The organism is Bradyrhizobium sp. STM 3562 (genome assembly GCF_045571435.1).
Lineage (GTDB): Bacteria > Pseudomonadota > Alphaproteobacteria > Rhizobiales > Xanthobacteraceae > Bradyrhizobium.
This window is the reverse complement of sequence record NZ_CP120694.1, coordinates 3431250-3455453: the sequence shown is the minus strand read 5'-3', so window position 1 is coordinate 3455453 and position 24204 is coordinate 3431250. Positions and strand designations below refer to the sequence as shown.

Sequence of the window (24204 nt, the reverse complement as noted above, 5' to 3'; positions counted from 1 at the left end):
AAGGACGCCACTGCCCCATGTCCACCTGGCAGTCGCGATTGTTGACCGCTGGATATGGAACTCGAGCACAACGGACCGGACCAGACTAGCGGGTGCCGGCAGAACCAAGCTCGTGAAGGAATGGCCGCAGCCCGCTCTTGCTCAGCTCCAGTGTTGCAAGAGTAATGGGCAAGTTAAAGCGCCGGGGCCCTGCACTTCCTGGATTAAGATAGAGCACACCGCCGATGGTTTCGATCCGGGGCCGGTGCGAGTGGCCAGAGATGACCACGTCAACTCCGCTCGATGCCGGATCGAGCTGCAGTTGATGGATGTCATGCAGGACGTAGATCGAGCGCCCACCGAGTTTTACCATCCTGGTCTCGGGATAACCTTCCGCCCAGTGCCCCGTATCGACATTCCCTCTGATCGCGATCACGGGCGCAATTCGGCGCAGCTCGGCAATGATCTCCGGCCGACCGATATCGCCGGCGTGGATGATTTGCGCTACTCCGGCGAGGCGTTGCACAGCCTCTGGACGTAAGAGGCCGTGGGTGTCCGAAATAACTCCAATTCGCACCTGAACCAGCGTCCCTGCTTGGATGGACAACGATAACGAATCGACGGCCAGAGCACGTTGATCTTCACCGGCAATCAAGCCCCGATTCTGGTCGGCAATGGTTATGATCAATCGCGGCCGGCCGCCGATCAATCGGCGCCGGCACGAGCTTGCCAGCCGCAATATCATCCTGCACGATTATGCAGCGGCTGGACGAAGACACCAAACCCGCGCCACGGAAGCGCCCGCTTGCGACAAGAAGGACATCGCGTGGACATGGCGAAACCTCCCCTGACGAGGCAAGTTCAGTTTTTCGGATCTAACACGGGAGTCCAAGCAATGACCAGCGAAGCCACTGCTCCTTCGGAAGAGAGAGACCGGCGCTCAATTCGCGACTTGATCGAGAACTGGGCGATCTGGCGTGATGCCGGCGATTGGGAACGCTTTCGAACCGTGTGGCACGATGACGGGCGCATGAATGCCACCTGGAAACAGGGAACGGCGGACGAGTTCATCGAGGCGTCCATCCAAGGCTGGAATCGGGGCGTCAGCATTCTCCATTTCCTTGGCGGCACTTCGATCGATCTTTCGGGCGAGCGCGCGATTGCGCAGACCAAGATGACGATCTCCCAGAGAGCCGAGGTTCATGGCGTTCTTTGCGACGTCGTTTGCACCGGGCGTTTCTATGATTTCCTGGAGAAGCGTCGGGGTCGTTGGGGATTGGTGCTGCGCCAACCCATCTATGAGAAGGACCGGATCGATCCGGTCGATCCCAGCGCCTCGTTGAAGCTCGACGACAACCTGCTTTCGCAGTTCCCAGTCGGCTATCGCCATCTGGCCTATTTGCAGTCTCAGATCGGATATCCCGTCAAGAAGGACATGCCGGGCCTGAAAGGTCCGGAAGTTGAAGCCCTGTACGCATTAGGTGAGCACTGGCTGCGCGGAGAGCCATTGCCATAGTCTCGTCAGCTAGACACGATCCGGCCCCGAGCTATCGGCCTCTCCGCGAGATCCCGCTCCGCCGAAGCGATCATCGATATAGCGCCTGAGCGCCGTGGCGGCATTGAGCATATGGGCACGCATGCGACGCGCCGCGGTATCGCCATCGCCCTCCGCGATCGCCTGCATGATGGCCTCGTGCTCCTCCCGGGACCGCCTGATACGATCGCCCTGGCGCAATTGGGTGCGGCGGAAGCCGCTGAGCCGCGAACGGACAGCTTGCGCCTGCTCGGCCAGGAAAGAATTGTGCGTCGCCCGGTACATGCATTCATGGAACTCTCGGTTGAACGCGTCATAGGCGTCGACATTGCTCGCTTCGACCATGGCCCGCGAGGCTTCGTGAAGCTCGATCAGATGGCTGCGCTCGAGCGGCGTCATGCGATAGGTCGCAAGCCTGACGCACATGGCCTCCACCTCCGCGCTGGTCTCGAACATGTCCATGATGCGCTCGGGTGTCATCCGCGCAACGACGACGCCGCGACGTCCGCGCACTTCCACCAGGCCGCTGACCACGAGTTGGCGAAGAGCCTCGCGCACCGGCGTGCGCGAAGCCCCAAAGCGATCGGCAAGCTGTTGCTCTTCCAATGCTGAACCGGCAGCGAGTGCGCCGGATGCGATCTCGTCAGTCAGCGCGTTGCGGATGCGGTCGGAGAGAAGAAGGCCCCCATCCTCTTCCGCTTCGGCCGCGACTTCAAACAAACGTGTCATTCAGTTTCCTGTAATCGAGCGCACCGCGAAATAGAGGACGGACGGTGCGACCAGACATCCCAAGCCGGTGTGAAATGTCGCGGTCAACGCACCGTAAGGCACCAGACGGCGGTCGGTCGCGGCGAGACCTCCCGAAACGCCGCTGACCGTCCCCATCAATCCGCCGAACACCATCGCGCTGCGTGGATTGTTGAGACCGATCATCGTCGCGACGAAAGGCGTGCCGACCATTACGATGACTGCCTTGAATACACCTGTCGCAATCGAAAGCGCAATCACCGGTGAAGGCGCTCCGATCGCGGCGCCCGTCACCGGTCCGACGATGTAGGTGACCGCGCCGGCTCCAATCGTCGTCAGCGAGGCGGCATCGGTATAGCCGAACGCTGCAGCCACGAGAACGCCGAGGATGAACGGCAGGATCGTTCCCAATCCAAGCGCGACCGCGCCGATCGCACCCGCCTTCCGCGCATGGACAATATCGACCTCGAAGGCCGTGGCGACGATAGCGAAATCCCGCAGCATCGCCCCTCCCATCAAACCGATCCCGGCCAGCGCCGGCAGGTCGGCAACACCGTTTTGACCGCCGGTTGCGACACCTCCGAAGAAGGCCAGCGCAAGCCCCAGCATGATCGCGATGGCCGATCCGTGGACACGCCCGAAGGTGAGGTATCTGGAGATCGCTCCGGAGAGCCACATCAGGATCCCGACGGCGGCGAACGCTGTCAAAAGTGAATTCGCGATGAGGACGTGCGACATCATCGTCAATTCCTCCCCGCCCCAAGCCCGACCACGGCGTCGGCGACCGCGCCGGCCTCCCGCGCCTCGATCTCGTCCATCGTTTCAACAGGACCGCTGAGGCGACCTATCAGGGCAACCATCGCAAAACACACCACGACCGCGCCGATTCCCGCAATGATCACGATCGGACCACCTTCCACCGCGGCGACGACATTCTGCTGTGCGGCCATGGCGACCACGATCGGGATGTAGAAGCTGCCCCAGAACTCAACACCGGCCTTGAGCCCGTGGCTGAGCAAGCCACGTCGCACCAACCAGAGCCGGGCTCCGATCAGAAACATCATCGCAATGCCGACGCCACCGACATTGGCTTTGACGCCGAGCGCCACGCCAAGGAGGTCGCCGAGCAGAACACCCAGCAAGGTGCAGATCGCGAGCAGTGCCACGCCGGAGATCGTCACGATTGCGCCCTCCCCGGTCGACGATGGCTCGCAAATCCCTTTGCGGACAAGCGTTTACTTGCATGCATTGCCATTTCGAATTTCCTCCTGTGTGTGCAAATAATTGTGATTATCGACTTTGTGTATACACCAATTGACATTCGTCCGCAATATGCATACAGATAGGCAGGACGCGACCGACAGCGCATGCCAGGAGCGAGAATGACCGATTGGGGTATGCAAAAGACGGCCCTGGGAGAGCGCCTGGCGGCGGGCAGGCGACACGCAGCAGGAAAGGTCGTCCCAATCCCGAAGCTTCCCCAGTTCCTGAAAGCGGTGATCAGGAGCGGCGATCGGGTGTGTCTCGAGGGAGACAATCAAAAGCAGGCCGATATCCTCGCCTCGGCCCTGGCCGACCTCGATCCCGGTGACATTCGCGATCTGCACATGGTCCAGTCGGGCGTGGTGCTGCCCGCCCATCTCGACATCTTCGAAAAGGGCATCGCGCGCCGGCTCGATTTCTCCTACTCCGGTCCGCAGTCGGCGCGCATTGCGCGTATGCTGTTCGGCGGCAAGATCGAACTCGGCGCCGTTCACACCTACCTGGAGCTGTTCGCCCGCTACTTCGTCGATCTCACGCCGCAGGTCGCTCTGATCGCCGCGGTGAGCGCCGACAAGGACGGCAACCTCTATACGGGGCCCAATACCGAAGACACCCCGACCGTGGTCGAGGCAACGAGTTACAAGAACGGTCTGGTCGTGGCACAAGTAACCGAGATCGTTGAGAAGGTGCCGCGCGTCGATATTCCCGGCGACCTCGTGCACTTCGTGGTCGAAGCAGGCAAGCCGTTCTACGTCGAGCCGCTCTTCACCCGCGATCCCGCGGCCATCACCGAGACCCAAATCCTGACGGCGATGCTCGCCATCAAGGGGATCTACGCACCCTACGGCGTGCGTCGGCTCAATCATGGAATCGGCTTCAACACGGCCGCGATCGAACTCCTGCTGCCGACCTATGGCGAGCGGCTCGGCCTCAAGGGCAGGATCTGCAGTCACTTCGCGCTCAATCCGCATCCGACGCTGATTCCAGCGATTGAATCCGGATGGGTCGAGCAAATTCACTGTTTTGGATCGGAAGTCGGCATGGAGGACTATGTCGCCGCGCGATCCGACATTTTTTTCACAGGGCCCGACGGGTCACTGCGATCCAATCGCGCCTTCTGCCAGACGGCCGGCCTCTATGCCTGCGACATGTTCATAGGATCGACGCTCCAGATTGACCTTGAGGGCCACAGCTCGACAGTGACGACCAACCGCATCGCCGGGTTCGGGGGCGCGCCCAATATGGGCTCCGATCCACGGGGCCGCCGTCATCCAAGCGAGCCCTGGCTCAAAGCCGGCGCCGAGGCGGCACCGGACTCCCCCGCTCCGCTGCGCCGCGGCCGCAAGCTCGTGGTGCAGATTGGCGAGACCTTCGGTGACCGCAACGTCCCGCTTTTTGTTGAGCGGCTGGACGCGCTCGAACTCGCGCGCGAACTCGACCTCGATCTTGCACCTGTGATGGTCTACTCCGACGATGTCACGCATATCGTCACAGAAGAAGGAATCGCCAATCTGCTTCTGTGCCGAAACAGCGACGAGCGCGAGCAGGCGATACGCGGTGTCGCGGGCTACACGGAGATCGGCCGGGCCCGAGATCCCAAAATTGTCGAACGGCTGCGGCAGCGCGGCGTGATCCGACGTCCCGAAGATCTCGATATCGATCCGCTCGACGCCGACCGCAGCCTCCTCGCGGCTCGCTCGATCAAGGATCTCATGCTGGCATCCGGCGGGCTCTATCGCCCACCCAGCCGGTTTCGCAATTGGTGAGCGTGAGGCCGTCGTATGGAGAAGCTCAACTTCAAACTGGACGCCCCGAACCGCGCGAGGGGGACCCGCGCGCAGGCGATCGTCGGCGTCGTCGCTTCGGGCAATCTCGAGGTCCTGCTGGAGCGGGTCCTGCCGCCGGATGTCTGCATGATCGATATCGCTACAGCGGCCCATGGATTCGGCGCGGTATGGGAATCCGTGGTCCGCGACTTCGTCACCCGCCGGGCCGCCGGCGGCTTGCGGATTTCCGTCAATGACGGTGGCGCCCGGCCCGACACCGTGGCGCTACGCCTCGCGCAAGGCGTCCGTATGATCGAGGAGCCGGAAGCATGACAGCAGCTACCGCCAAGACGAGCTCGCTGAGCTGGTACGAAGCAAGCGCGCGCCAGCGCATCGAGGCTCTCCTCGATCCCGGCAGCTTCAGCGAATTCATCGGCCCTGAGCAGCGCGAAACGAGTCCGCATCTCCCGATCTTCGACCTTCCCCAGCAATTCGACGACGGCATCATTGTCGGCCGCGGCCGCCTCGGCGGGCTGCCGGTACTGCTCGCTGCGCAGGAGGGTCGCTTCATGGGTGGCGCCTTCGGTGAAGTCCATGGCGCGAAGCTCACCGGCCTGCTACGCGCCGCTCGCGTGCTCGACCAGAACGTGCTGATCCTGTTCGACACGGGCGGCGTGCGTCTTCAGGAGGCGAATGCCGGCGAACTCGCGATTGCGGAAATCATGCGCGCCGTCGTGGAGGCACGACGAGCAGGCGTCAGAGTAATTGGGCTGATCGGAGGACGCGCCGGATGCTATGGCGGCGGCAGCCTCATCGCCGGCACCTGCTCGCGCCTGATCGTATCCGAACAAGGTCGGATCAGTGTCAGTGGCCCAGAGGTCATCGAAACCAACAAAGGCGTCGAGGAGTTCGACTCGCGCGACCGCGCTCTCGTGTGGCGCACGATGGGCGGCAAGCATCGCTATCTGATCGGCGGTGCCGACATATTCGTCGACGATGACGCATCCGCTTTCCGCCAGGCAGCGATCGAAGCGCTCCAGGGCCGGGGGCTGTGCGATCTCGCGGTCCTTGAAGCTGAGCAGCGGCGACTCGAACGGCGGTTGAAGCACTTCGGCCGAGCAAACGACGCGCTTGAGATCTGGCAGGCCGTCGGCATCGACAAGCCAGCCGAAATCCCCACGCTTCCCACTGAAGAGTTTGTTCGCCGCACGGCGGACAAGAGGGAGAACGCCGATGACGCTCGATGAAGTCCTGGCCGGGCTTTTCCCCAACGGAAGCGATATCACGCTGACCGGCGGCATCGTAGCTGGAAAGGGCATTCTGGCTGGAGACAGCCGGGTCCACGTGCTTGGCGTTGCGCAGGGGTTGCCGCTCGGCGTTGACGAAGCGATTGCGCTGGCACGGCGCGTGATCGGGATCATCAAATCGGGCGACCGAACTCCGATCCTGCTCCTGGTGGATTCCGCCAGCCAGCGCATGAGCAGGCGCGACGAGTTGCTCGGCCTCAACGAATACCTTGCGCACCTTGCCAAGACCTTGCTGCTCGCGGAAGCCGAGGGGCACCGCACCATCGGCCTGCTCTATGGCGGCAGCGCCGCCGGCGCGTTCATCGCAACGGCACTGGCCACCGGCAGGCTGGTGGCGCTTCCCGGCGCGCATCCCGCGGTCATGGATCTGCCGTCGATGGCCCGGGTGACCAAGCTACCGATCGAGGTTCTGAAGGCCAAGGCGGAGGCGACGCCGGTGTTTGCCCCGGGGCTCGACAATATGGTGCGGACCGGCGGCATCCAACTTGTTTGGGACGACAGTACGTCCTTGGCCGCGCAACTCGCGGCGATTCTGGAGCAACCTGCCGGACAGGATGAGCGCGACCGGCTGGGCGTCGCGCGCGGCGGACGGCTGAAAGCGGCCGAGATCGCCGAGCGCGTTACTTCGCTGGCGGCGAACTCACCCGCCGAGTCGCGTCATGTCTGAAGCTCTACACCGTCATACCATGGTGAAGCCGTCGAAAGCAGGCTGGACGGCGATCCTGGCACAGCATCCGGAACTCGCCGAGCAGCCGATCATCGAGAGTTGGGCGCGGGCCGGCCATCCCCTCGTCGTGCGCCGGCCAAATTGCGGCGATCTCGCGGGCATGATTCCGCTCGGCTTGCCGCTGCCACCCCTCTACGGAAAGCGGCGCATTACCCTCGCGCTCGCATCCAGCGAGATCATCGAGCGCGCGCCACCTCCGCTGCTGGCGGACGCCGCAACCACCGCACCTCCGGCTTGGCAGGAGACCATCGATCGCCTCCTCCGCCTTCTCCCGGAGACCCGCACGTTCGGCAGTCTGGCCTGGCAACATCTCACCGGGTTGCCGTATCTTTCGGATGGTTCGGACCTCGACCTGCTCTGGCCGTTGTCGTCAACCAGGGAAACCAACGCTCTGCTATCTGCCATCGCCGAGATTGCGCGCCACGCGCCGATGAGACTGGACGGAGAAATCGTGGGCGCGGCAGGCGGGGTGCAATGGCGTGAACTGATCGCTGCTGACGAGCACGACATTCTCGTGAAGGGGCCGGTCGCCGTCCACACCATGTCCAGGACGGCATTTCTCTCCGGCGCCGTGCCATGACCGTTGCACTGCGATGGCAATCGCCGCCGAGGTTCGAAGACCATGCCGAGCGGCTTGGCGATCTGGCAACGCTTTGCCTGAAGCTCGAAGTGGAGACCTTTCCCAAGCCGGGACTCGTCAGTCACGTCGATACTGGCTCACACAGCGACATGGACGCAGAACTTCTGTGCCGAAGTGCCGATACGCTGCGCCCATTCTTTCGAGATCTGGCGATCGCCGGTGCCGCGGGCGCCGGAATGGAGCGGCTGCGCGCGATCGGGATTGCGGCCGAGCGCGCGATGCTCGCGGCGACTGGCGGCGTCAACACGCATCGCGGCGCGATTTTCGGCTTGGGCGTCCTCTGTGCTGCGGCCGGGTGCCGGAACGCCTTCAACATCCGCAAGCCGCTCGGCAGCTTGATTTCCGAACGCTGGGGCGAAGCCATCATGTCGGGTCCGGTGCCCTTTCGCAGCCACGGCGCCTTGGCCGCGCGGCGCTACGGCGCCGGCGGCGCACGGGCGGAGGCCGCTTGCGGTTTCCCGTCGGTCTATCGCATCGCTATTCCCGCACTGCGTGTAGGGCGCAGGATCGCTCCCTATGATGAGGAGGCAGCCCGCATTCAGGCCTGCATGGCGCTGATCGCTGCGATCGTCGATACCAATCTCTTGCATCGCGGCGGATCGGAGGGGTTAGGCTTTGCACAAGCATGCGCATCTGCGTTCCTCGCGCTGGGAGGCGTTGGATGCGCGGGCTGGCGTGCGCGGGCAGTCGAGATCCATCAAGCGTTCGTGGCCCGCAATTTGAGCCCGGGCGGCGCTGCGGATCTGCTCGCGATGGCCATGTTCGTTGACCGGCTGGGCTCGTGATGCTTGCGCTCCTCTGTGGCGGACAAGGAAACCTGTCGCCAAGGACCTTCGACCTCATCGCCGATCAAGCGGCCGCAGAACCGGTCTTTGTCGCTGCAAAGGCCTATCTGGGATACGATCCGCGCGCGTTGGTCCTGACGCAAGGCGCTGACGAACTCGCGACCAATCAGACCAGCCAAATTCTGACGGTTACAGCAGCCCTTGCAATCCATGCATGCATTGCGGACGTGCTGCCGAAGCCAATCGCAGTCGCAGGCTACAGCGTGGGCGAAATGGCGGCGTGGAGCATTGCAGGAATCTGGCGTGCCGAAGAAGCGTTGCGGCTGACCGATATTCGCGCCCGCATCATGGAAGGTGTGGCCGGACCCGACGGTCGCCTGGGATATGTCCGCGGGCTTGATCAAGGTGCGTTGGAACGTCTGGCCGTAAAGCACCGCTGCGAGATTGCGATCGGAAATCCCAACCTTCTCTTCGTGGTCGGGGGCACCGAGCGCGATGTCACCGAGCTCTGCGACGAGGCAACAGCACAGGGAGCCGCGCGCACCGGTCTGCTCGCAGTGAAGATCGCGTCGCACACGGCACGACTCGCGCGGGCCTGCGGGCCCTTCCAGCAGGCGCTTGGCTCAAGTGCGCATTCGGCCATCGCAAGCGACCGCATCTTACTGGCTGGAGGCGACGGAGAGCGCATCTTTTCGGCAACCGAGGCCATGGCAAAACTGGCGCGGCAGGTCGCGCGCCCGGTCGACTGGACCGCAACCCTCCAGGCAGTTGCGGAATTGGGCGCAGAGAGGGTGTTAGACCTTGGTCCGGGCTCTGCACTTGCGGACATGATGCGCACCTTTGTCCCTTCAATTCGATGCTATTCGGCCGACGGATTTCGCACGCTCGGCGGGCTCCGAAATTGGATCGCTTCGGAATAGCCAGGGAGCGGTGACGTCCGACAATGGTCTGCCCGAACCCGTTGGCCGAGAACCGCTGCGCAGATATCGTCTGGTCCGCAAGACGGCCGCGCTCAAAAGACACAGAGCGAGCAGAAGCAGGAAACTCGAACAGACGACCAGGATTGCAATGCGAAGAACCCTTTCAAAAGCCTCTTCGGACATATTATTCGCCGGGATGCTCGCGCTCGGCTTGACGAATACAGCCAATGCCCAGACGGTCAGCACCACATTTTCAGTGCAGAATTCGTTTGGTGCGGCAATCTCGCTCGATACCGCAAACTGCTCACCCAAGGCTTCGATTTCGCCACCCTTCAGTATAGCGAATAACAAAACCGGTACTTTCAGCGCATCAGCGACGGGAGGCACTCTCCTGTGCACCGTTCGGTATCAGAACGGCTCCAATGGCTGCCAATTCCAGATCCAGGTCAATGTCGTCGGTGGTACCACCACCGGCTTCGTCTCGGCGAGCGCCTACAAGGGCTCCGGCGGCCGGCCCCGCTGCGGCGGCGGCCCCGGTCTAAACCAGCAGACCGGCTCCTTCACGATGCAATGATTTGGTCCCCCTATCGCGGGAGGTCTCGGAAGCCGTTGTGTGCAGGTGTTGAGACGGTCACGTTCCATGCGATCGCACTCGCGTGCGGTCTTTCTCCATCACCGGGACGCGGCTGCGGATGCAGATCGCCATCGACACCAGGACCACGACCGGCGTCGCCAAAAACGGCCCCCGAGCCAGGGAACGGCGAGTCGCGTCGCCGGCAGTGTGCCGCTGAACGCCAGCATGCCAAGCGTCCCAAGAAACAGTCCGCCCCACCAGCGCATCGGCTGGCCCTGCGCGTCACCCTTGCGCTCCGCGCCCGGCACGTGCGAGTTCGCAGCGCTCACCATTCGAGATCGATTGACGCTCAACTCGCAGCCCCTCTGTCGATCAATGTCTCTCCTGCCGCCGCAAGCCGCACGTTGACATGTTCCTCATGTGAAGCTCGGGCGAGACTATCAAGCAGGTTCGGCTGTTCCGCGTAGACGGGCGGATTGTTGAAGGTGCCGTAGTGGATCGGGCACAAGGTTCCGGCTTGCAATAGTCGCGTCGCGATGCAGGCCTGTTTCGGCGTGAGCGTCGCAGGTAGTCCGCTCGGCTCCAGTCCAGGATAGATCGCGATCACCCCATTGATCGGCAAGAAAGCCCACTCGAACGGTCCATACTTGCGGACAATGTTCCACCATTGGCCGTGCCAGATCGTGTCACCACAATGAATAATCCGATGCCCGTCACTCTCGACGACCCAGGAAACCTGATCGTCTCCCCGCCAGTCCGCGGCAGGAACGGCGATGACCGCGAAGCCGTCGAAATCGCGCCGCTCCCAAGCATCCATTCCCTCGACCCGCAGTCCATTGCGGGCGGCCTCCTGTGCCATGCTGCGCGGGCAGAACACGGTTCCTGAATTCTCGACGACGCGCCTGAGTGTCGCGGGATCGAAGTGGTCGGGATGGCGATGTGTAATCAAGGCATGGGTGGTACCAGGGATCGGATCGAGATCGACGATCTGATCACGCGGCGTCCCAAGGAAATCCTGCAGCGGCGCAACATTCTCCAGGGGATCGATCAAGATTCGCAAGGTGTTGCTGACCATCTCAATGCCAGCCCAGGACAGTCTGCGAAGCTGCATCATCGTTCTCCACTGCGGGAAGCCGGGAAAAGCCCGGGAATTGCCGCGCCAGGAAACGGGTACGAGGTGTTTCCCACACCCATAACGGTCGAACGCGCCTTTCGGTCCAGATTGCAACATGCGCGATCGAACGGTTGAACACGTTCCTCGGCGAATAAATTGCCTGCAACGGAAGTTCGCGAGGCATTCACCCCATGTTGGAGAAAACCATCAAACGCGTGCGCCACGTTCACGGCGAACTCGACGTCGTCGACGCTGATAACCTTGTGCAGCTTTGCGTTGATGCGTGGATCTTCGAGACAGCCCGGTCGGCCGGCTCCCCGGGCTAGATCTCGTCCGTCTCCAGGCTGGTGCGGCGGCGGTCTGGCGCTCCAGTCAGGAGACCGGCAAGCCGCAAACCTTGCAGGATCCCTTCCAACCGCTGCTCACGGAGCATCGCGGCAACCATTGAGATGGCGTCCTGCTGCTCGATCGTGAAATGTACGTCGGGCAACTGCTCGGAGATCGCCTCGAAGAATGTCTGCGAACGCGTGACGTGATCCCGCAGCGCGCCCGTGACCCCTTGCGCGAGGTAGGTCGCGAAGTCGCTGTCGGCTACCCCGCCGAAAGTGAAGTCATGATCTGCGCCGTTTTCGATCGAGCGCCGAATCAGCTCGCTTTGCTGCTTTGCCTGCATGAACAGCACAAAGGCTGCGTCAGGCAAGTTGTCGCGCGGCACGTTCTTCAGATCCGCGATCCCGGCATAGATCTCCTTGCCGACACTCTCGTTTCGCTCGAATCGGGCCTGAGCCTCCCGCGCCTTTTGATCTTGCGCTATCTTCTCTTGCCGCTTCTTTCCGAACATCGCTCGTCCTTTCGAGCGGCGATATAGTCCGGTTCTCTCCGAAGATCAAAATCTCATCGGGCGGGGCCGATGACTCATGGACGCGGCTGACACGCGCTACGGCCCAGATTGGTCATGCGACCTTGAGCCCACCTCCCTCCCCGTCAAGAGATCCACAAAGCCGGCCGCGGATGATCTGCTCTGCGCAAAGCAGGAGGCCTGCGTCACCATTTCTCCTTGAACGGCCGTATCTCCATTTCGAATGTCCAGGCGCTGCGCGGCTGCTGATAGAGCTGCCAATATGCATCGGCGACGGATGCGGGCGGCATCAGGGCATCGGCGTCGTTCAGCGCGTCTGGTCCCAGCGCCTCGAGCCGTCGCTGCCGGACCCACTCGGTGTCCACGCCGGAGTCGATGATGAGATGAGCGACATGGATATTCTTCGGTCCCAACTCGCGAGCCATCGCCTGCGCCACAGCTCTCAAGCCGAATTTGGCGCTTGCGAAGGCGGCGTAGCCGACCCCTCCCCGGAGACTGGCGGTGGCGCCGGTGAAGAAGATGTGACCCTTGCCGCGGGGGAGCATCAACCTGGCAGCCTCACGACCCGCAAGGAATCCCGAGTAACACGCCATTTCCCAGACTTTGCGGAAGACGCGCTCGGTGGTCTCGAGGATCGGGAAGTTGACGTTGGCGCCGATGTTGAAGATGCAGACCTCAAGCGGTGCGTGCCTGTCGGCATCGTTGAGGAAGGAGATGATTTCATCTTCCTTCCGCGCGTCGAGCGAGCGCGCCTGGACTTCGCCGCCGCTCTCCTCGATCTGCTTTACGAGCGGCGCGAGCTTATCGCCATTGCGCCTGCCGGCGAAAACTTCAAAGCCCTCTGCGGCGAATCTCTTGGCGATTTCCGCTCCGATATAATCGCCAGCGCCGATCACGGCTGCCGTCGCGTTCCTCTTCTGCATGATTGCCTCCCGGTCATTTGGCTTTGATCCCGGTCATCGGGCCGAAGCGGCCAGCTTCAGGGACACTGCAATCAGTTCTCTTTTTGAACTATTTACTTCCTTGCGAGCGCCTGCCGCTTCGTTGTTCGACAGTCGCCCTTCCGCGGCTGCGCGGGAATACGAGGCGAGCGCAACTTATGCCATGTTGGCCGCGAGCTACCGCGTCTGTTCGACAATGGACTCCTCGACGTCGCGCAATTGGTCCTTCCCGAAGAACATCTCGTTGCCGACGAAGAAGGTGGGCGAGCCGAAGGCGCCGCGGTTGACGGCATCGGCGGTCAGATCGATGAGCCGCTTCTTCACGTCGTCCTGTTGCGCCCGCGCGATGAGCCTGTCGATGTCAAGTCCTGATGACTTGAAAGCGGCGCGGAAGACCTCGACATCATCCATCTTCTTCGGCTCCTCCCACATGTGGTGGTAAGCCGCCCGGAAATACGGCTCGAACACCCCCTCCAATTGCGCTGCGACCGCGCCCCGCATCAGCATCAGGGTGTTCACTGGAAAGAACGGGTTCTGGCGAAACGTCGTGATGTTGTGGCGGCGAATGAAACGCTGGGTCTCGAGCGCCATGTATTCGGGCTTGTTCCTGATGCCGCGAAGCGACTCCGCGGGCGACCTGTTGCCGGTCGCCTTGTAGATGCCGCCAAGCAGCACCGGCACGTATTCGAACTTCACACCCGTGCGGCGTTCGATCGAGGGAATGACGAGTTCAGCCAGGTAGGCATTCGGGCTGCCGAAATCGAACTGGAACTCAACCTTCAAGGGACTTGCCACCGGCCGTCCTCCTTCGCCCAGAGCGTCACGCCCGTCAGCCAGCGCTGGGAATGCAGCCGCGAACGTGTACTCTCCATTACTATAGTTCTGAATTTGAACTGTCAACTGAGCGTCGCTGGTTGTAAATTAAACTGTCGAATGCGCCGGAGAGGCATGTTTGGCGTTGGCAAAGTGCCCATTTAGAATGCCGGCTCTGCCGTCCCGGGGGCCGAGGCTGGCAGGTGCGGCGGCACATCGGAGAGTTGGGATGAAGTGGGATGCCCTCGAAGAAGAGCCGTGCTCGCTGGCGCGAACCATCGGCGTGATCGGCGATCGATGGACGCTGCTCATTCTGCGGGAGTGCTTTCTTCGCAAGCGGCGCTTCGAGCAATTCCAGTCGGCGCTCGGTATCACCCGCCACCTCCTGGCCGAGCGTTTGAAGAAACTGGTACGCAACGGGGTGCTGCGTCGCGTTCCCTACCAGGAGTCACCCAAGCGCTACGAGTACATCTTGACCCAGAAGGGTCTCGATCTCCATCCGATCATGATGGCTCTGGTGCATTGGGGCGACACCCACATGCTCGACGAGCGCGGCCGCCCGCTACTCCATGAACACAAGAAATGCGGAAAGCTGTTCGACCCCGTCATGGTTTGCTCGGAATGCGGCGAACCGCTGTTTGCCAAGGAAGTCATCACGCACCCCGGCCCCGGCGCCCGTCCTGCCGGTCGGCAGCCCGCCGAGCAAGAGGCGAAGGCACGACGAGACCAGCGCGCGGTCTAGCTGCTTCAGGAACCTCGCGCGCCACACGCGAAAAGGCCGCGCTTTGGAACAAAGACTGCGGGGGGCCAAATCGTCTGTAGCCACAGGCGCGCTGCGCTCGAATTGCAGCCCGTGCAAATCCGAGCGATGATCCGGAATTCAGCCGAGTGCGAGCGGCGGCGAGGCCGGAGCTCGCAGCCCGGCTGGTTCAAGCGGTCGGCATGGTCCCTAGGCGTGATGCCAGATCATCTCGAAATGATGATGGCCCTGCCCACCGGAATCCCACGCGACCTGATCGCCGTGTCCGTGATGATCGCCCGAACCGTGTCCACAATTTTGCGCAACCGGATCTCCTGACGATCCGGACGCAGTACCGGTCACCGGGAGCGTGCCCTGCGCGAGACCTGCCACCGATGTTGCACCGGCAACCGTGGTCGAGCTGCCGACATAGGTGCCCCCTCCGACCGGAAGATTGTTGCCGGAGACGTCGGTGGCATCCGCGACGAAGCCGGCGCCCGCGGCCTGGATTTGCGCCTGATCCGCCGCAAGGGCATCACCCGTATCTCCGTTCAGGATACCTTTGAGGCCGTGCACGGCATTATTGGTATCAGCAAGCAGCGTCCCTCCCTGCAGTTCGTTGTCGAAACGGGCGCCAAAGATGCCGCCCTGACTTTGCGCGAAGGAGGCGCCGAACTTCTGATAGTTCTGAATTTCGGTGATCAGCGCGGAGAGCTCCGCGGGCGAATTGTTGTGCCCAGCCGCGACATCGGTAAGCTGATTGTTGATGACATTGCCTTCGGCGATGAACTTCGCCCAGAAATTCGTCTGGGCCTGGTTGTCCTGAAACTTGCCGATCGTCCCAGTCAGATAGCCGGGAAGTTCGGCAAATCCGCCGACGGTTCCGGGATCGCCATGGCCACCCGCCGCCCCATTCAAGGCGCCGTCGCCTTGGATGATATCGATAATGTCGAGCAGATTGTCGTTGGTCGCGCGTGCAGCGACGTTCGGATTGCTGGCGTATTCCTTGTCGAACTGATCGATCTGAAGGTTGATCTGGTTAAGCACGGTATCAAGGTGAATGGTCGTCGCCGCGGCATCGGCCGCCCCCTCGCCTGCCTCGATGGAGGCGAGAGCTGTCGGGCTGTTGATCAAATGAGTCAGCCCCGCAGCGATCGCCTTCATGTCGGCGTTGAACTGCGCCAAATTCGAGTGGTTCAGCCCTCCCACCGCGAGATCAGCGGCCGCATTAAACACCGAACCGATATCCGCCAGGGTTGCACCGGGTGCGGAGGCTTTCGCAAGCGCGGCTGCGCTGTCGGATCCGGTCGGGAGGGCCTGGAAGCCGACATCGTTCGCGCCGGTATTGGCGGCGTATGAATTGGCGGCGAGCGCTTTAGCCAACGCGGCATCGCCATTGATCTCATTGAGGATCGACGTCTGGATCGTGTGAAGCGACTCCTGCGCCGTTATCGCGGCGTGGCCGTTGCCGACGGAATGCGGCGCTTCGGTCAACAACGTTTGTAGCTGGGCTTCCACTTGCGTCAACACCGTGGTGTCGGCGGTGGACAAGGTATAAGCAGTGCCTCCCACCGTGACGCCGTTCGGATCGGCGAGCATCGCCTTGACGTCGTTCAGCACCGCCGTGACATCGGTCGTATACAGGCCGATATAGGCCTGTTGATTGCTGTTATCGGCGGGCGTACTCCACAATCCGCCGTCAAGCAGGCGGGTCGCGTCATTGAACACGGCACCGGCCTGAGCCACGTCAGTGGTGAGCGCGAGCGCGTCATTTCGCACGAGCGTTGGTACAGTCGTCATCTATCTTCTCCGACTTGGGATTCCCCAGAAAGTACCGCGCACGAGCGAGACCATCAGTTCCCAGCGTGTCGCAAGTATGTCGGCAGTTGGGCTCCGTCATTATATGATTACGGCCATTCTATGCATTTGAGGAGCGAAAGACCGCATTCGCGGAGAACGTCGGAAAGGTTTTCCGAAGACCAGGCCCAAACCTCGACTCCAGAGCGCGAACGTGCCTCAACCCGATCTCATCGCGCTCCGATGATCACTGCTCGACGAAAGCACGCCGCATCTGATCGGCGATTGGCTTGAAGAGATAGCTCATCATGGTACGGCTGCCGGTTTGCATGAAGACCTCGGCGGGCATCCCCGGCACGAGCTGCTGGCCGGCGAGTCGGCGGCGCTCCTGATCGGACAACACCACCCTCACGGTGAAATAAGGCGAATTCGTCTGCTGGTCGCGGCTGGTATCGGCCGAAACGTAGGAGACGGTGCCGGTGAGCTGCGGGGTGATGCGCTGATTGAAGGCGGAAAACCGCACATAAGCCGGCCCGCCGGTCCTGACCTGGTCGATATCCTTCGGTTGCAGCCGCGCCTCGACCAGCAAATCCTCCGTATCCGGCACAATTTCCATGATGGTGTCGCCGCCGCGGATAACGCCACCGATCGTATGCGCGGCAAGCTGATGAACGACTCCGGCCACCGGCGCACGGATCTCGATGCGGTCGAGCAGATCGCGCGCGGCAATACTGCGCTCGACCAGCTCGGCTTCCTTGCCTTGGGCTTCGCCGAGCTCTTTGACGACATCGGTGCGGAAATCCTGATCCATACGGACGATTTGCAGCTTGGCTTCTCCGATCTTGGACTCCGTCTCGGCAATGCCGGACACCAATTGTCCGCGCTCCCCATCGATCCGGGCGGATTCTCGCTGCAGAGCAGTCAGCCGCGCCAACGGCACCAAATGCTTGTCATACAACTCCTGCACGCCGGTCAACTCACCGGCGATCAGCTCCAATTGCCTCCCCTTGGAATCGAGCTGGGACTGGAGCCCGGAAATTTCCTCGGTGAGCTGCGCAACCCGACTTTGCAGCAGATCCTTTTGGCTTCGGCGGGCGCTGGAACGGGCCTTGAAAAGTGAGCTCTCCGATGCAAGCAGGCTCTTGACCGTTTCATCCGTCGATCGCCGTGCCAGCTCCGCGGGCACTTCCATCTCGGTGAGGCCGTCGCGCTCGGCAACGAGCCGGGCGATCTTTGCCCGAACCTCGTCGAGCTGCTTGCTCACCATTTGCAGACCGGCTTGCGCCTGCGTTGCATCCAGCCGCATCAGAAGATCGCCGGCTTGCACCCGGCTGCCGTCATGCACATTGATCGCGGCAACAACGCCGCCCGTCGGATGCTGAATAGCCTTGACGTTGGACTGCACAACCAGATTGCCCGGCACGACGACCGCAGCGGCGAGCGGCATGAGTGCAAACCAGCTTCCTCCGAGCAGCGCTGCCAAAAGCAGAATTCTGAATCCGACGCGCAGCTCATGCTCGAACGCCCGGCGCGCCCCGACATCAAGCCTCTCGTCCGTCCCCTCGTACGGAGCGCCCCCGCCACGATCGAGGACAAAGGCGATGCCCGCCATCACGCCACCGCCACACCGGGCGATCAGATTCGTGAGGCCCGTTCCCGGTCTGATCGATGGTGCGGCTGCGGCATCGCCGTCCTTCACGGCGTGAGGCGATTCCGCCAATACGGGCATATCGGGCCCGGGCTTGTTCAATTCCATCAGGATCGGATCGTTCGGCGCGATCGAGGGACTCGATCGCCCAGGCGGAGTGCCGGCACGCGCGGCCGAAGGAGCGCGTCGAGCGGCGGCCTCCACGGCAGGTTGCTTGCCAAAAGGCTTCAGGTAAATCCTGATCGCTTGCCCGAGCCCGCCCTTGGATTTTCGCTTGGACCGCCTGGGTTGCGCAGGCCGCTTCGGCGACTCCTCCCGACCGGATGTCCGACGCCTGGGCTGATCATCCCCGTGCTCGCCGTCGAGCGCCTTGCGCAGTCGCTGCAGCTCGCGGATGAGGGCCGCCCCCTGCGGCCCAACGACGTCTTGCCCGCTGCTCCAGTCTTGCGCGACGTTATCGATGCGGTGACCTTCCTTCAGGGATCGCATGACTAGACGCTCCCAACGGCGGCGGCACGCCGCACGACCTCACCCGCCGGCTGCGCCGGCGGTGCAGCCGGAGCTCGCGGTCCGCGGACGCGCGAGAAGATGTCCTCACGCGAGCCAAAGGCGATCGCTCGGCCTTCGTAGAGCACCAACGCCATGTCCAATGCGGCAATGGCGCTTGGACGGTGCGATATCACGATGACGATGCTGCCGTTCTGGCGCAAACTCTGGATGGCGCGGCCTAAAGCATTCTCGCCGTCGGTATCGAGATTGGCGTTCGGCTCGTCGAGTACGACCAGAAACGGATCGCCGTAAACCGCGCGCGCCAGCCCGATTCTCTGGCGCTGGCCAGCCGAGAGCGAAAATCCGCCCTGCCCGATCTGGGTCGAGTAGCCGTCGGGCAGGCGCAGAATCATGTCGTGCACGCCCGCGATCTGGGCGGCCTTCAAGACCGCCTCCGATGTAGCGCCTTCGTCGAAGCGACAGATGTTTTCGGCGATGGTCCCGTCGAACAAGGCGACGTCTTGCGGAAGGTACCCGATATGTCGCCCCAGCTCCTCGTTCGGCCACTGGTCGATCGCCGCGCCGTCCAGCCGCACCGTTCCTTGTCCAGCGGGCCAGACGCCGACCAACGCCTTGGAAAGCGAAGTCTTGCCGGATGCGCTCGCGCCCAGCAGGGCCAGGCCCATCCCAGCCCTGAGCGAGAAGCTAATATTGGACACGATCGGCGTATCCGTCCCGGGCGCCGCGACTGTGAGTTGCTGGACCGAGAGTTCGCGGCACGGACGCGCCAACGCCACCGCCGGCAGCGCCGGCCTCGCGGTCGCTTTGCAAACCTCGCGCAATCGCGCAATCCCCTGGCGCGCCGCGACGAGCTGCTTCCAGCTACCAAGTGCGATTTCCACGGGCGCAAGTGCACGGCCCATCATGATCGAGGAGGCAATCATGATGCCTCCCGAGGCCTTGTCCGACACCACGAGATAGGCTCCCACGCCCAACATCCCCGACTGCAGGACATAGCGCAGCACCTTGGCGCTGGAGCCGAGAGTTGAATACATGTCGGAAGCGCGCATGTTTTCCCGCAGGTAACGCTCATTGGCGCGCGACCAACGTGCTCTGAAACGTTCCGTCATGCCAAGCGCCTGGATGACCTCGGCATTGCGGTGGGTCGCGTCTGCGAGCACCTGCCGCCTGGCGTTGCCGTCGATCGCGGCCTTTGCCGCGCTGCGCGACAGGCGCTCCGTCAGCAACGTCATTGCCACGATAGCCACGGTCCCAAGCATCGCGGTTATGCCGATCGCCGGGTGAAAGAGAAACAGCGCCAACAAAAAAATCGGAATCCACGGCATGTCCAGGAATGCGGTCGGCCCCATACTCGACAAAAACGAGCGGATCTGATCGAGATCGCGCAGCGGCTGCTGCATCGCGATGGGCTTGACGCCGCGAAGTGGCAGCGTCGCCAATGCGGTGTGGATGGCGTCCTGCAGGCCGACATCGAACAGGGTCGCGACTTTGCAGAGCATGCGGGAGCGAAGCGCCTCGAAATATCCCTGCATCAGATAGGCAAACAGCACCATCAGCGACAGACCGGCGAGGGTCGCAAGATTGCGGCTGGGAATGACCCGGTCGTACACCTGTAGCATGTAGAGCGAGCCGGACAGCATCAAGAGATTGATCACGCCGCTAAACACGGCGATACCCGTCATTCGGCGCGCACTCTCGCGCAACCCTTGAGATACTGGATCTCTCTCAGCCGCGAGCGAGCTCCCCGGCTCGCGTCCTGAGCTTGGTCGCGAACGACCCTGTACGACACTCATCCCCCGTGTCTCCCCCCGATGAGTTGGCGCTGGCTCATGGCGCATGACAGTCGATGCTCACGATTTTCCGGCGACAATTTGGCCGATCGCGGTTTTGCTGACCGGCCGGATGATGCTATCCGAACGATTCAACCAGCAGGCGAGTATCCCAGCGACGATCAATTGGCGGACCGGACAGCGCAAGCGAGTGCTGCCAACACTTTATGTATAAGCATGCGATCGCCAGCGCGCCGACGCGGGACAACCGCGAGTAAGTAACGTGCTGATGACCGGCTTCGCTTGTCATGGAATCGTCCGTCTATCACCTTTCTTCCGCACGCATTGGCCGCCGTCTCGGCCGAATGACGCCACGAAGCTAAATGACTCTTCACCCTGCTCGGTCGATGGGGTCGATCAGTTTTCTCAAATTTTGAACTCGGCAAGGGGAAGAAACGGAAATGGCTGGCTTCGCAAATCATGCGAACAACGACGCTGGTCTGAACATCAGGCAATAACAGCAATCACACACAAGACCGATAGACCGCTTTGTTCAGTCGCACCGGGGCCGCCTGAACAGTGTCCGCGCGCCTGTCGGCCAAACCAAGAAAGGACTGTTCGTTCGCCGTCAGGGCGATCCGTATCTGGGGGAAGACGTAGTTGTGTACGTGTAATAACGGCTCACTGCAGCGTATCGCATGGCCGCCATCTGGCATCTGCAACCTGCGGCAGCACGCTGATCTGGCAGTCGGTCAGCAGTCCGTATTCCGCACCGGTATCGAGACTTCCCGCACCCCAGGAGATGGGGTGCGGAGATGAAGCGGCGCAAAACCGACTACGGCACTGTCATCTTGCACTGGTTGCTGGTCGCCGCAATCGGCGCTGCGTTCGTGAGCGGCTTGCGCATCGCGTCGGAAGCGCCTGACCGCACCTGGATCAATCTGTTCGACACGCTCTTGCCGCGCGCAAGCGTTTGGACGCTGCATATGAAGTCCGCCGTGGTGCTGATCGGTATCGCGATCGCCTACGCTGTCTATTTGCTCCGATCCGGCCTCGGCAGCCGCATCCGCCTCGACAAAATTCGCCTGCGCAGCCTGTTCGGCCGCAAGCACGCGAGAATTGGTGCGATCAGCGTGTTTCTGACCTGGGGCTTCTTCGCCGCAATGGTCACATTGATCGCAAGCGGTGCGCTTCTCTACTTCGGCCTGTACGCCGGCTACGGCGCCGCGACGTCGCACTGGTGGGCCACCTGGGCCCTTCCGCTCTTTGTTTGTCTGCATGTTCTTGTCCACGCCATGATCGGTGGCGCGTCCCAGTTGCTTCGGATCCTCCGCCCCGGACGCTTGCCGCCGCCGCCCCCCCGACTTGATGCCGTGGATCTGTTGAGGCTGTTGGTGGAGCGATCCCCGTCAACACCGGAGACTGACAGCGCAGCGGAAACGAACCCACAGTTGGTCCGGCCGAACGGCGACGACGGGCATGATCGGCACCCGCAGCAGCGCCAGGCGCGACAGCCCACATCTCCCATGGCCGCATCACCCAATGTTGGGAGGCGACGAGATGTGAGCCTGCAATCCAACCCGCTTCTCGTCGCGGCAGCCGTGGCGATCACCGGCCTATGGCTTGCGGTCGCGACCGATTGGATGACGGCCGACAGCTTGCATGTCCATCGCATTACCGCCGCCGATGCCCCCGTTCTCGACGGTGACACCTCGGACGCAGCGTGGCGAAACATTCAACCTGTTTCCGTCATGACCAATCAGGGCGGCAATTTCGATGGCAAGAGTGAGTCTCGAATCGATATTCGTGCGGTGCACGACGGCACATGGGCGTATTTCCTGTTCACCTGGGAAGACCCGACGCGCTCTCTGAAGCAACTGCCGCTGATCAAGCGCGCCGATGGCTGGCACCTGCTGCACGACGGCTATGAAAACGGCGATGAGCACGCCTTCAACGAGGACAAATTCTCGGTTTTGTTCACGACGATGAACGTCACGCTCGCGGGCGATCGCACATTCCACGCAAGCCCGCATCCGATTGCGGACGCGCCCTCCACCAAGACCGGGCGAGGCCTGCACTTCACACCGGCGGAAGGCGTTTATGCGGACGTATGGCAATGGAAGGCCACCAGTGGCGGCCCGACGGGGTGGATGGATGACGATCATTTTGGCCCGCCGCTCGAGCCGACGCCAGCGCAACTGCAGAGGCTTGCGCCCTATCGCGGCGGCTTTGCGCATGATCCCGGCACGGCCAACTACAGCGACAACTTCATCGTGCCATTGGATGCCGCCGATCAGTTCGTCAAACCGCGCCGGTTGCCGAAGGATGTTGCGGCGATGACCGCGGCCATGGGCTTGATCAGTCTCGATCCTAACGTCGGCGAGAGCGACGGCGCGCGTTGGTTCATGACGGAAGCGGAGTCCGTTCCTTACACGCAAGAGCGCGACCGACAAATTCCGGTCGGGACCGTCGTTCCGGGCGTCATCGTCTCGGGCGAATTCTCCGGCGATCGCGCCGACATTCGCTGCGCTGCGCGCTGGGCCTCCGGACACTGGGCTCTCGAGGTCGCGCGACGTCTCGAAACGCAAAGCAAATATGACGTGCCGATCAAAAGCGGCGTTTTCATGCGTGTCTCAGCCTTCGATCACAGCCAGATCAGGCATACGCGGCACGTCCGACCCATTCGTGTTGAGGTGGAGTAATGACAAGGACTTGCAGGGTAACGTTCAACAACGAGACGTTCTACGTCAATTGCGGCGACTTGCTGCTCGATGGCGCAATCATGAGCGGGGTGGAGCTTCCTCACGACTGCCGCAGCGGCGTTTGCGGCTCCTGTCGGGTACGGCTGGTCGACGGCAAGGTCTTTGGCGGCACGGAGGAGACCAGCGACCAGATCTATGCGTGTCAGGCGCGGGTGGTATCGGATCTTAAACTGGAGGCCGACGCTTCTCCCGAACCTGTTTCGGTCACCGGACGCGTGGCTGGGCTTGTTCGGCTGGCACCAGACGTTGTTGGCGTCGATGTCGTGCTGCAGCGGCCTTTCCCGTATTTCTCCGGCCAGTATTGCAAGTTGCAGTTTCGCGGCTTCCCCGCGCGATACTACAGCCCGACCTACCCGCTTGAGGGCGGCCCGCAGGCGGGTCGCCTGCATTTTCACATCCGGCGACTGCCGCGGGGAGTTGTGTCCTCCGCGCTCGGCGGGACGATCGGCGTCGGTCATCGCGTCAGGATATCCGGCCCGCTTGGCAGCGCGTTTCACCGGCTCAAACATCCCGGCCGGATCGTGCTGGTCGCCACCGGAACGGGATTTGCTCCGATGTGGTCGGTCGCCGTGGCGGCGATCACCGAACGACCCCAACGCGATCTTGTCTTCATCGTTGGCGCGCGCAAGCTCCAGTCGTTCTATATGGACCGCGCGCTGTGCCGCCTCGCGCTATTCCCTAACGTCACCATCATTCCGGTAGTGTCGGAGCCGCAGCACGTCTCGTCCGCCATTCGAACGGGAAGGCCGACCGATTACATGCCGGTCCTGTCGCCTTCAGATCTCGTGTACACCTCGGGTGCGCCGGCCATGACTGAGGCGGTCGCCAAGATTGCCAAGGCCGCGGGCGCCAGGTGTTTCACGGATCCATTCGTGCCGGACCCCGGCAATGGCGATCACGCCGGCCTCATGGCACGTTTCGTCGGATGGCTGGGTCGCTCGCAAAAGAAGCCACAGGTTCTGCGCGCCGCATAGACGAAGGGGTGCGCCCCTGGCCTACGCGGTGCAGAA

Annotated in this window: 24 protein-coding genes; 13 read left to right on the top strand and 11 right to left on the bottom strand. The window is 62.4% G+C overall.

Annotated elements, in window-relative coordinates:
* Positions 1-85: 85 nt before the first annotated feature.
* A complete protein-coding gene (locus P6U23_RS15895) occupies positions 86-556 on the bottom strand; it encodes a metallophosphoesterase family protein (protein WP_407181478.1) in 471 nt (156 codons plus the stop codon).
* Between the two features lie 318 nt (positions 557-874).
* On the opposite strand from P6U23_RS15895, the gene P6U23_RS15890 reads away from it, so the two are divergent.
* Positions 875-1495, top strand: coding sequence for a nuclear transport factor 2 family protein (locus P6U23_RS15890; RefSeq protein WP_407180655.1), 621 nt, complete (start codon positions 875-877; stop codon positions 1493-1495).
* 9 nt (positions 1496-1504) lie between these two features.
* On the opposite strand, the gene P6U23_RS15885 is transcribed toward P6U23_RS15890, so the two are convergent.
* Genes P6U23_RS15885 through madL form a run of 3 tightly spaced genes read right to left on the bottom strand, consistent with a single transcriptional unit; the run spans position 1505 to position 3441 of the window.
* The gene (locus P6U23_RS15885) at positions 1505-2242 is read right to left on the bottom strand and encodes a GntR family transcriptional regulator (RefSeq protein ID WP_407180654.1); all 738 of its coding nucleotides are present in this window, start codon (positions 2240-2242) and stop codon (positions 1505-1507) included.
* Entirely contained in the window at positions 2243-3001 is a 759-nt protein-coding gene (madM, locus tag P6U23_RS15880) for a malonate transporter subunit MadM (RefSeq protein WP_407180653.1), read from the bottom strand.
* Positions 3002-3003: 2 nt separating this feature from the next.
* Complete coding sequence (madL, locus tag P6U23_RS15875) at positions 3004-3441, bottom strand: malonate transporter subunit MadL (protein ID WP_407180652.1); 438 nt, start codon at positions 3439-3441, stop codon at positions 3004-3006.
* 201 nt (positions 3442-3642) lie between these two features.
* Here madL and mdcA point away from each other — a divergent pair, with 201 nt between their 5' ends.
* The 8 genes from mdcA to P6U23_RS15835 all read left to right on the top strand — a co-directional run bounded on the left by mdcA (position 3643) and on the right by P6U23_RS15835 (position 10242).
* On the top strand, positions 3643-5289 hold the full coding sequence (gene mdcA, locus P6U23_RS15870; protein ID WP_407180651.1) for a malonate decarboxylase subunit alpha: 1647 nt from the start codon (positions 3643-3645) through the stop codon (positions 5287-5289).
* A gap of 15 nt (positions 5290-5304) precedes the next feature.
* Positions 5305-5622, top strand: a complete 318-nt coding sequence (mdcC, locus tag P6U23_RS15865; protein ID WP_407180650.1) for a malonate decarboxylase acyl carrier protein — start codon at positions 5305-5307, stop codon at positions 5620-5622.
* Positions 5619-6536, top strand: a complete 918-nt coding sequence (locus P6U23_RS15860) for a biotin-independent malonate decarboxylase subunit beta (protein WP_407180649.1) — start codon at positions 5619-5621, stop codon at positions 6534-6536. Before mdcC ends, P6U23_RS15860 begins: the two co-directional genes overlap by 4 nt.
* A complete protein-coding gene (gene mdcE, locus P6U23_RS15855; RefSeq protein ID WP_407180648.1) occupies positions 6523-7263 on the top strand; it encodes a biotin-independent malonate decarboxylase subunit gamma in 741 nt (246 codons plus the stop codon). The genes P6U23_RS15860 and mdcE overlap by 14 nt, the downstream gene beginning before the upstream one ends.
* Positions 7256-7903, top strand: coding sequence for a malonate decarboxylase holo-[acyl-carrier-protein] synthase (mdcG, locus tag P6U23_RS15850; RefSeq protein WP_407180647.1), 648 nt, complete (start codon positions 7256-7258; stop codon positions 7901-7903). Before mdcE ends, mdcG begins: the two co-directional genes overlap by 8 nt.
* Entirely contained in the window at positions 7900-8748 is an 849-nt protein-coding gene (gene mdcB, locus P6U23_RS15845) for a triphosphoribosyl-dephospho-CoA synthase MdcB (RefSeq protein WP_407180646.1), read from the top strand. The genes mdcG and mdcB overlap by 4 nt, the downstream gene beginning before the upstream one ends.
* On the top strand, positions 8748-9668 hold the full coding sequence (locus tag P6U23_RS15840; RefSeq protein WP_407181477.1) for an acyltransferase domain-containing protein: 921 nt from the start codon (positions 8748-8750) through the stop codon (positions 9666-9668). Before mdcB ends, P6U23_RS15840 begins: the two co-directional genes overlap by 1 nt.
* 148 nt (positions 9669-9816) lie before the next feature.
* On the top strand, positions 9817-10242 hold the full coding sequence (locus tag P6U23_RS15835) for a hypothetical protein (protein ID WP_407180645.1): 426 nt from the start codon (positions 9817-9819) through the stop codon (positions 10240-10242).
* Between the two features lie 349 nt (positions 10243-10591).
* On the opposite strand, the gene P6U23_RS15830 is transcribed toward P6U23_RS15835, so the two are convergent.
* Positions 10592-11356 (bottom strand): MBL fold metallo-hydrolase, encoded by a 765-nt coding sequence (locus P6U23_RS15830; RefSeq protein ID WP_407180644.1) that lies wholly within the window; start codon positions 11354-11356, stop codon positions 10592-10594.
* Between the two features lie 191 nt (positions 11357-11547).
* Here P6U23_RS15830 and P6U23_RS15825 point away from each other — a divergent pair, with 191 nt between their 5' ends.
* Positions 11548-11682, top strand: a complete 135-nt coding sequence (locus P6U23_RS15825) for a hypothetical protein (protein ID WP_407180643.1) — start codon at positions 11548-11550, stop codon at positions 11680-11682.
* Here P6U23_RS15825 and P6U23_RS15820 read toward each other — a convergent pair.
* From P6U23_RS15820 to P6U23_RS15810, 3 genes are all read right to left on the bottom strand, one after another.
* Positions 11679-12197 (bottom strand): hypothetical protein, encoded by a 519-nt coding sequence (locus tag P6U23_RS15820; RefSeq protein ID WP_407180642.1) that lies wholly within the window; start codon positions 12195-12197, stop codon positions 11679-11681. The two genes, P6U23_RS15825 and P6U23_RS15820, sit on opposite strands and share 4 nt — an antisense overlap.
* Before the next feature lie 203 nt (positions 12198-12400).
* Entirely contained in the window at positions 12401-13138 is a 738-nt protein-coding gene (locus tag P6U23_RS15815; RefSeq protein ID WP_407180641.1) for an SDR family oxidoreductase, read from the bottom strand.
* 195 nt (positions 13139-13333) lie between these two features.
* Positions 13334-13951 (bottom strand): 2-hydroxychromene-2-carboxylate isomerase, encoded by a 618-nt coding sequence (locus tag P6U23_RS15810; protein WP_407180640.1) that lies wholly within the window; start codon positions 13949-13951, stop codon positions 13334-13336.
* Positions 13952-14198: 247 nt separating this feature from the next.
* Between P6U23_RS15810 and P6U23_RS15805 the strand changes: the two genes are divergently transcribed.
* A complete protein-coding gene (locus P6U23_RS15805) occupies positions 14199-14711 on the top strand; it encodes a winged helix-turn-helix transcriptional regulator (protein WP_407180639.1) in 513 nt (170 codons plus the stop codon).
* A 207-nt stretch (positions 14712-14918) separates the two neighbouring features.
* On the opposite strand, the gene P6U23_RS15800 is transcribed toward P6U23_RS15805, so the two are convergent.
* From P6U23_RS15800 to P6U23_RS15790, 3 genes are all read right to left on the bottom strand, one after another.
* On the bottom strand, positions 14919-16508 hold the full coding sequence (locus P6U23_RS15800; RefSeq protein ID WP_407180638.1) for a hypothetical protein: 1590 nt from the start codon (positions 16506-16508) through the stop codon (positions 14919-14921).
* Between the two features lie 244 nt (positions 16509-16752).
* Positions 16753-18642 (bottom strand): HlyD family type I secretion periplasmic adaptor subunit, encoded by a 1890-nt coding sequence (locus P6U23_RS15795; protein ID WP_407180637.1) that lies wholly within the window; start codon positions 18640-18642, stop codon positions 16753-16755.
* 2 nt (positions 18643-18644) lie between these two features.
* Positions 18645-20456 (bottom strand): type I secretion system permease/ATPase, encoded by a 1812-nt coding sequence (locus P6U23_RS15790; protein ID WP_407180636.1) that lies wholly within the window; start codon positions 20454-20456, stop codon positions 18645-18647.
* Positions 20457-21247: 791 nt separating this feature from the next.
* Between P6U23_RS15790 and P6U23_RS15785 the strand changes: the two genes are divergently transcribed.
* Positions 21248-23134: an ethylbenzene dehydrogenase-related protein gene (locus P6U23_RS15785; protein WP_407180635.1), complete on the top strand. Its 1887-nt coding sequence runs from the start codon at positions 21248-21250 to the stop codon at positions 23132-23134.
* A complete protein-coding gene (locus P6U23_RS15780; RefSeq protein ID WP_407180634.1) occupies positions 23134-24168 on the top strand; it encodes a 2Fe-2S iron-sulfur cluster-binding protein in 1035 nt (344 codons plus the stop codon). Before P6U23_RS15785 ends, P6U23_RS15780 begins: the two co-directional genes overlap by 1 nt.
* Positions 24169-24204 lie beyond the last annotated feature (36 nt).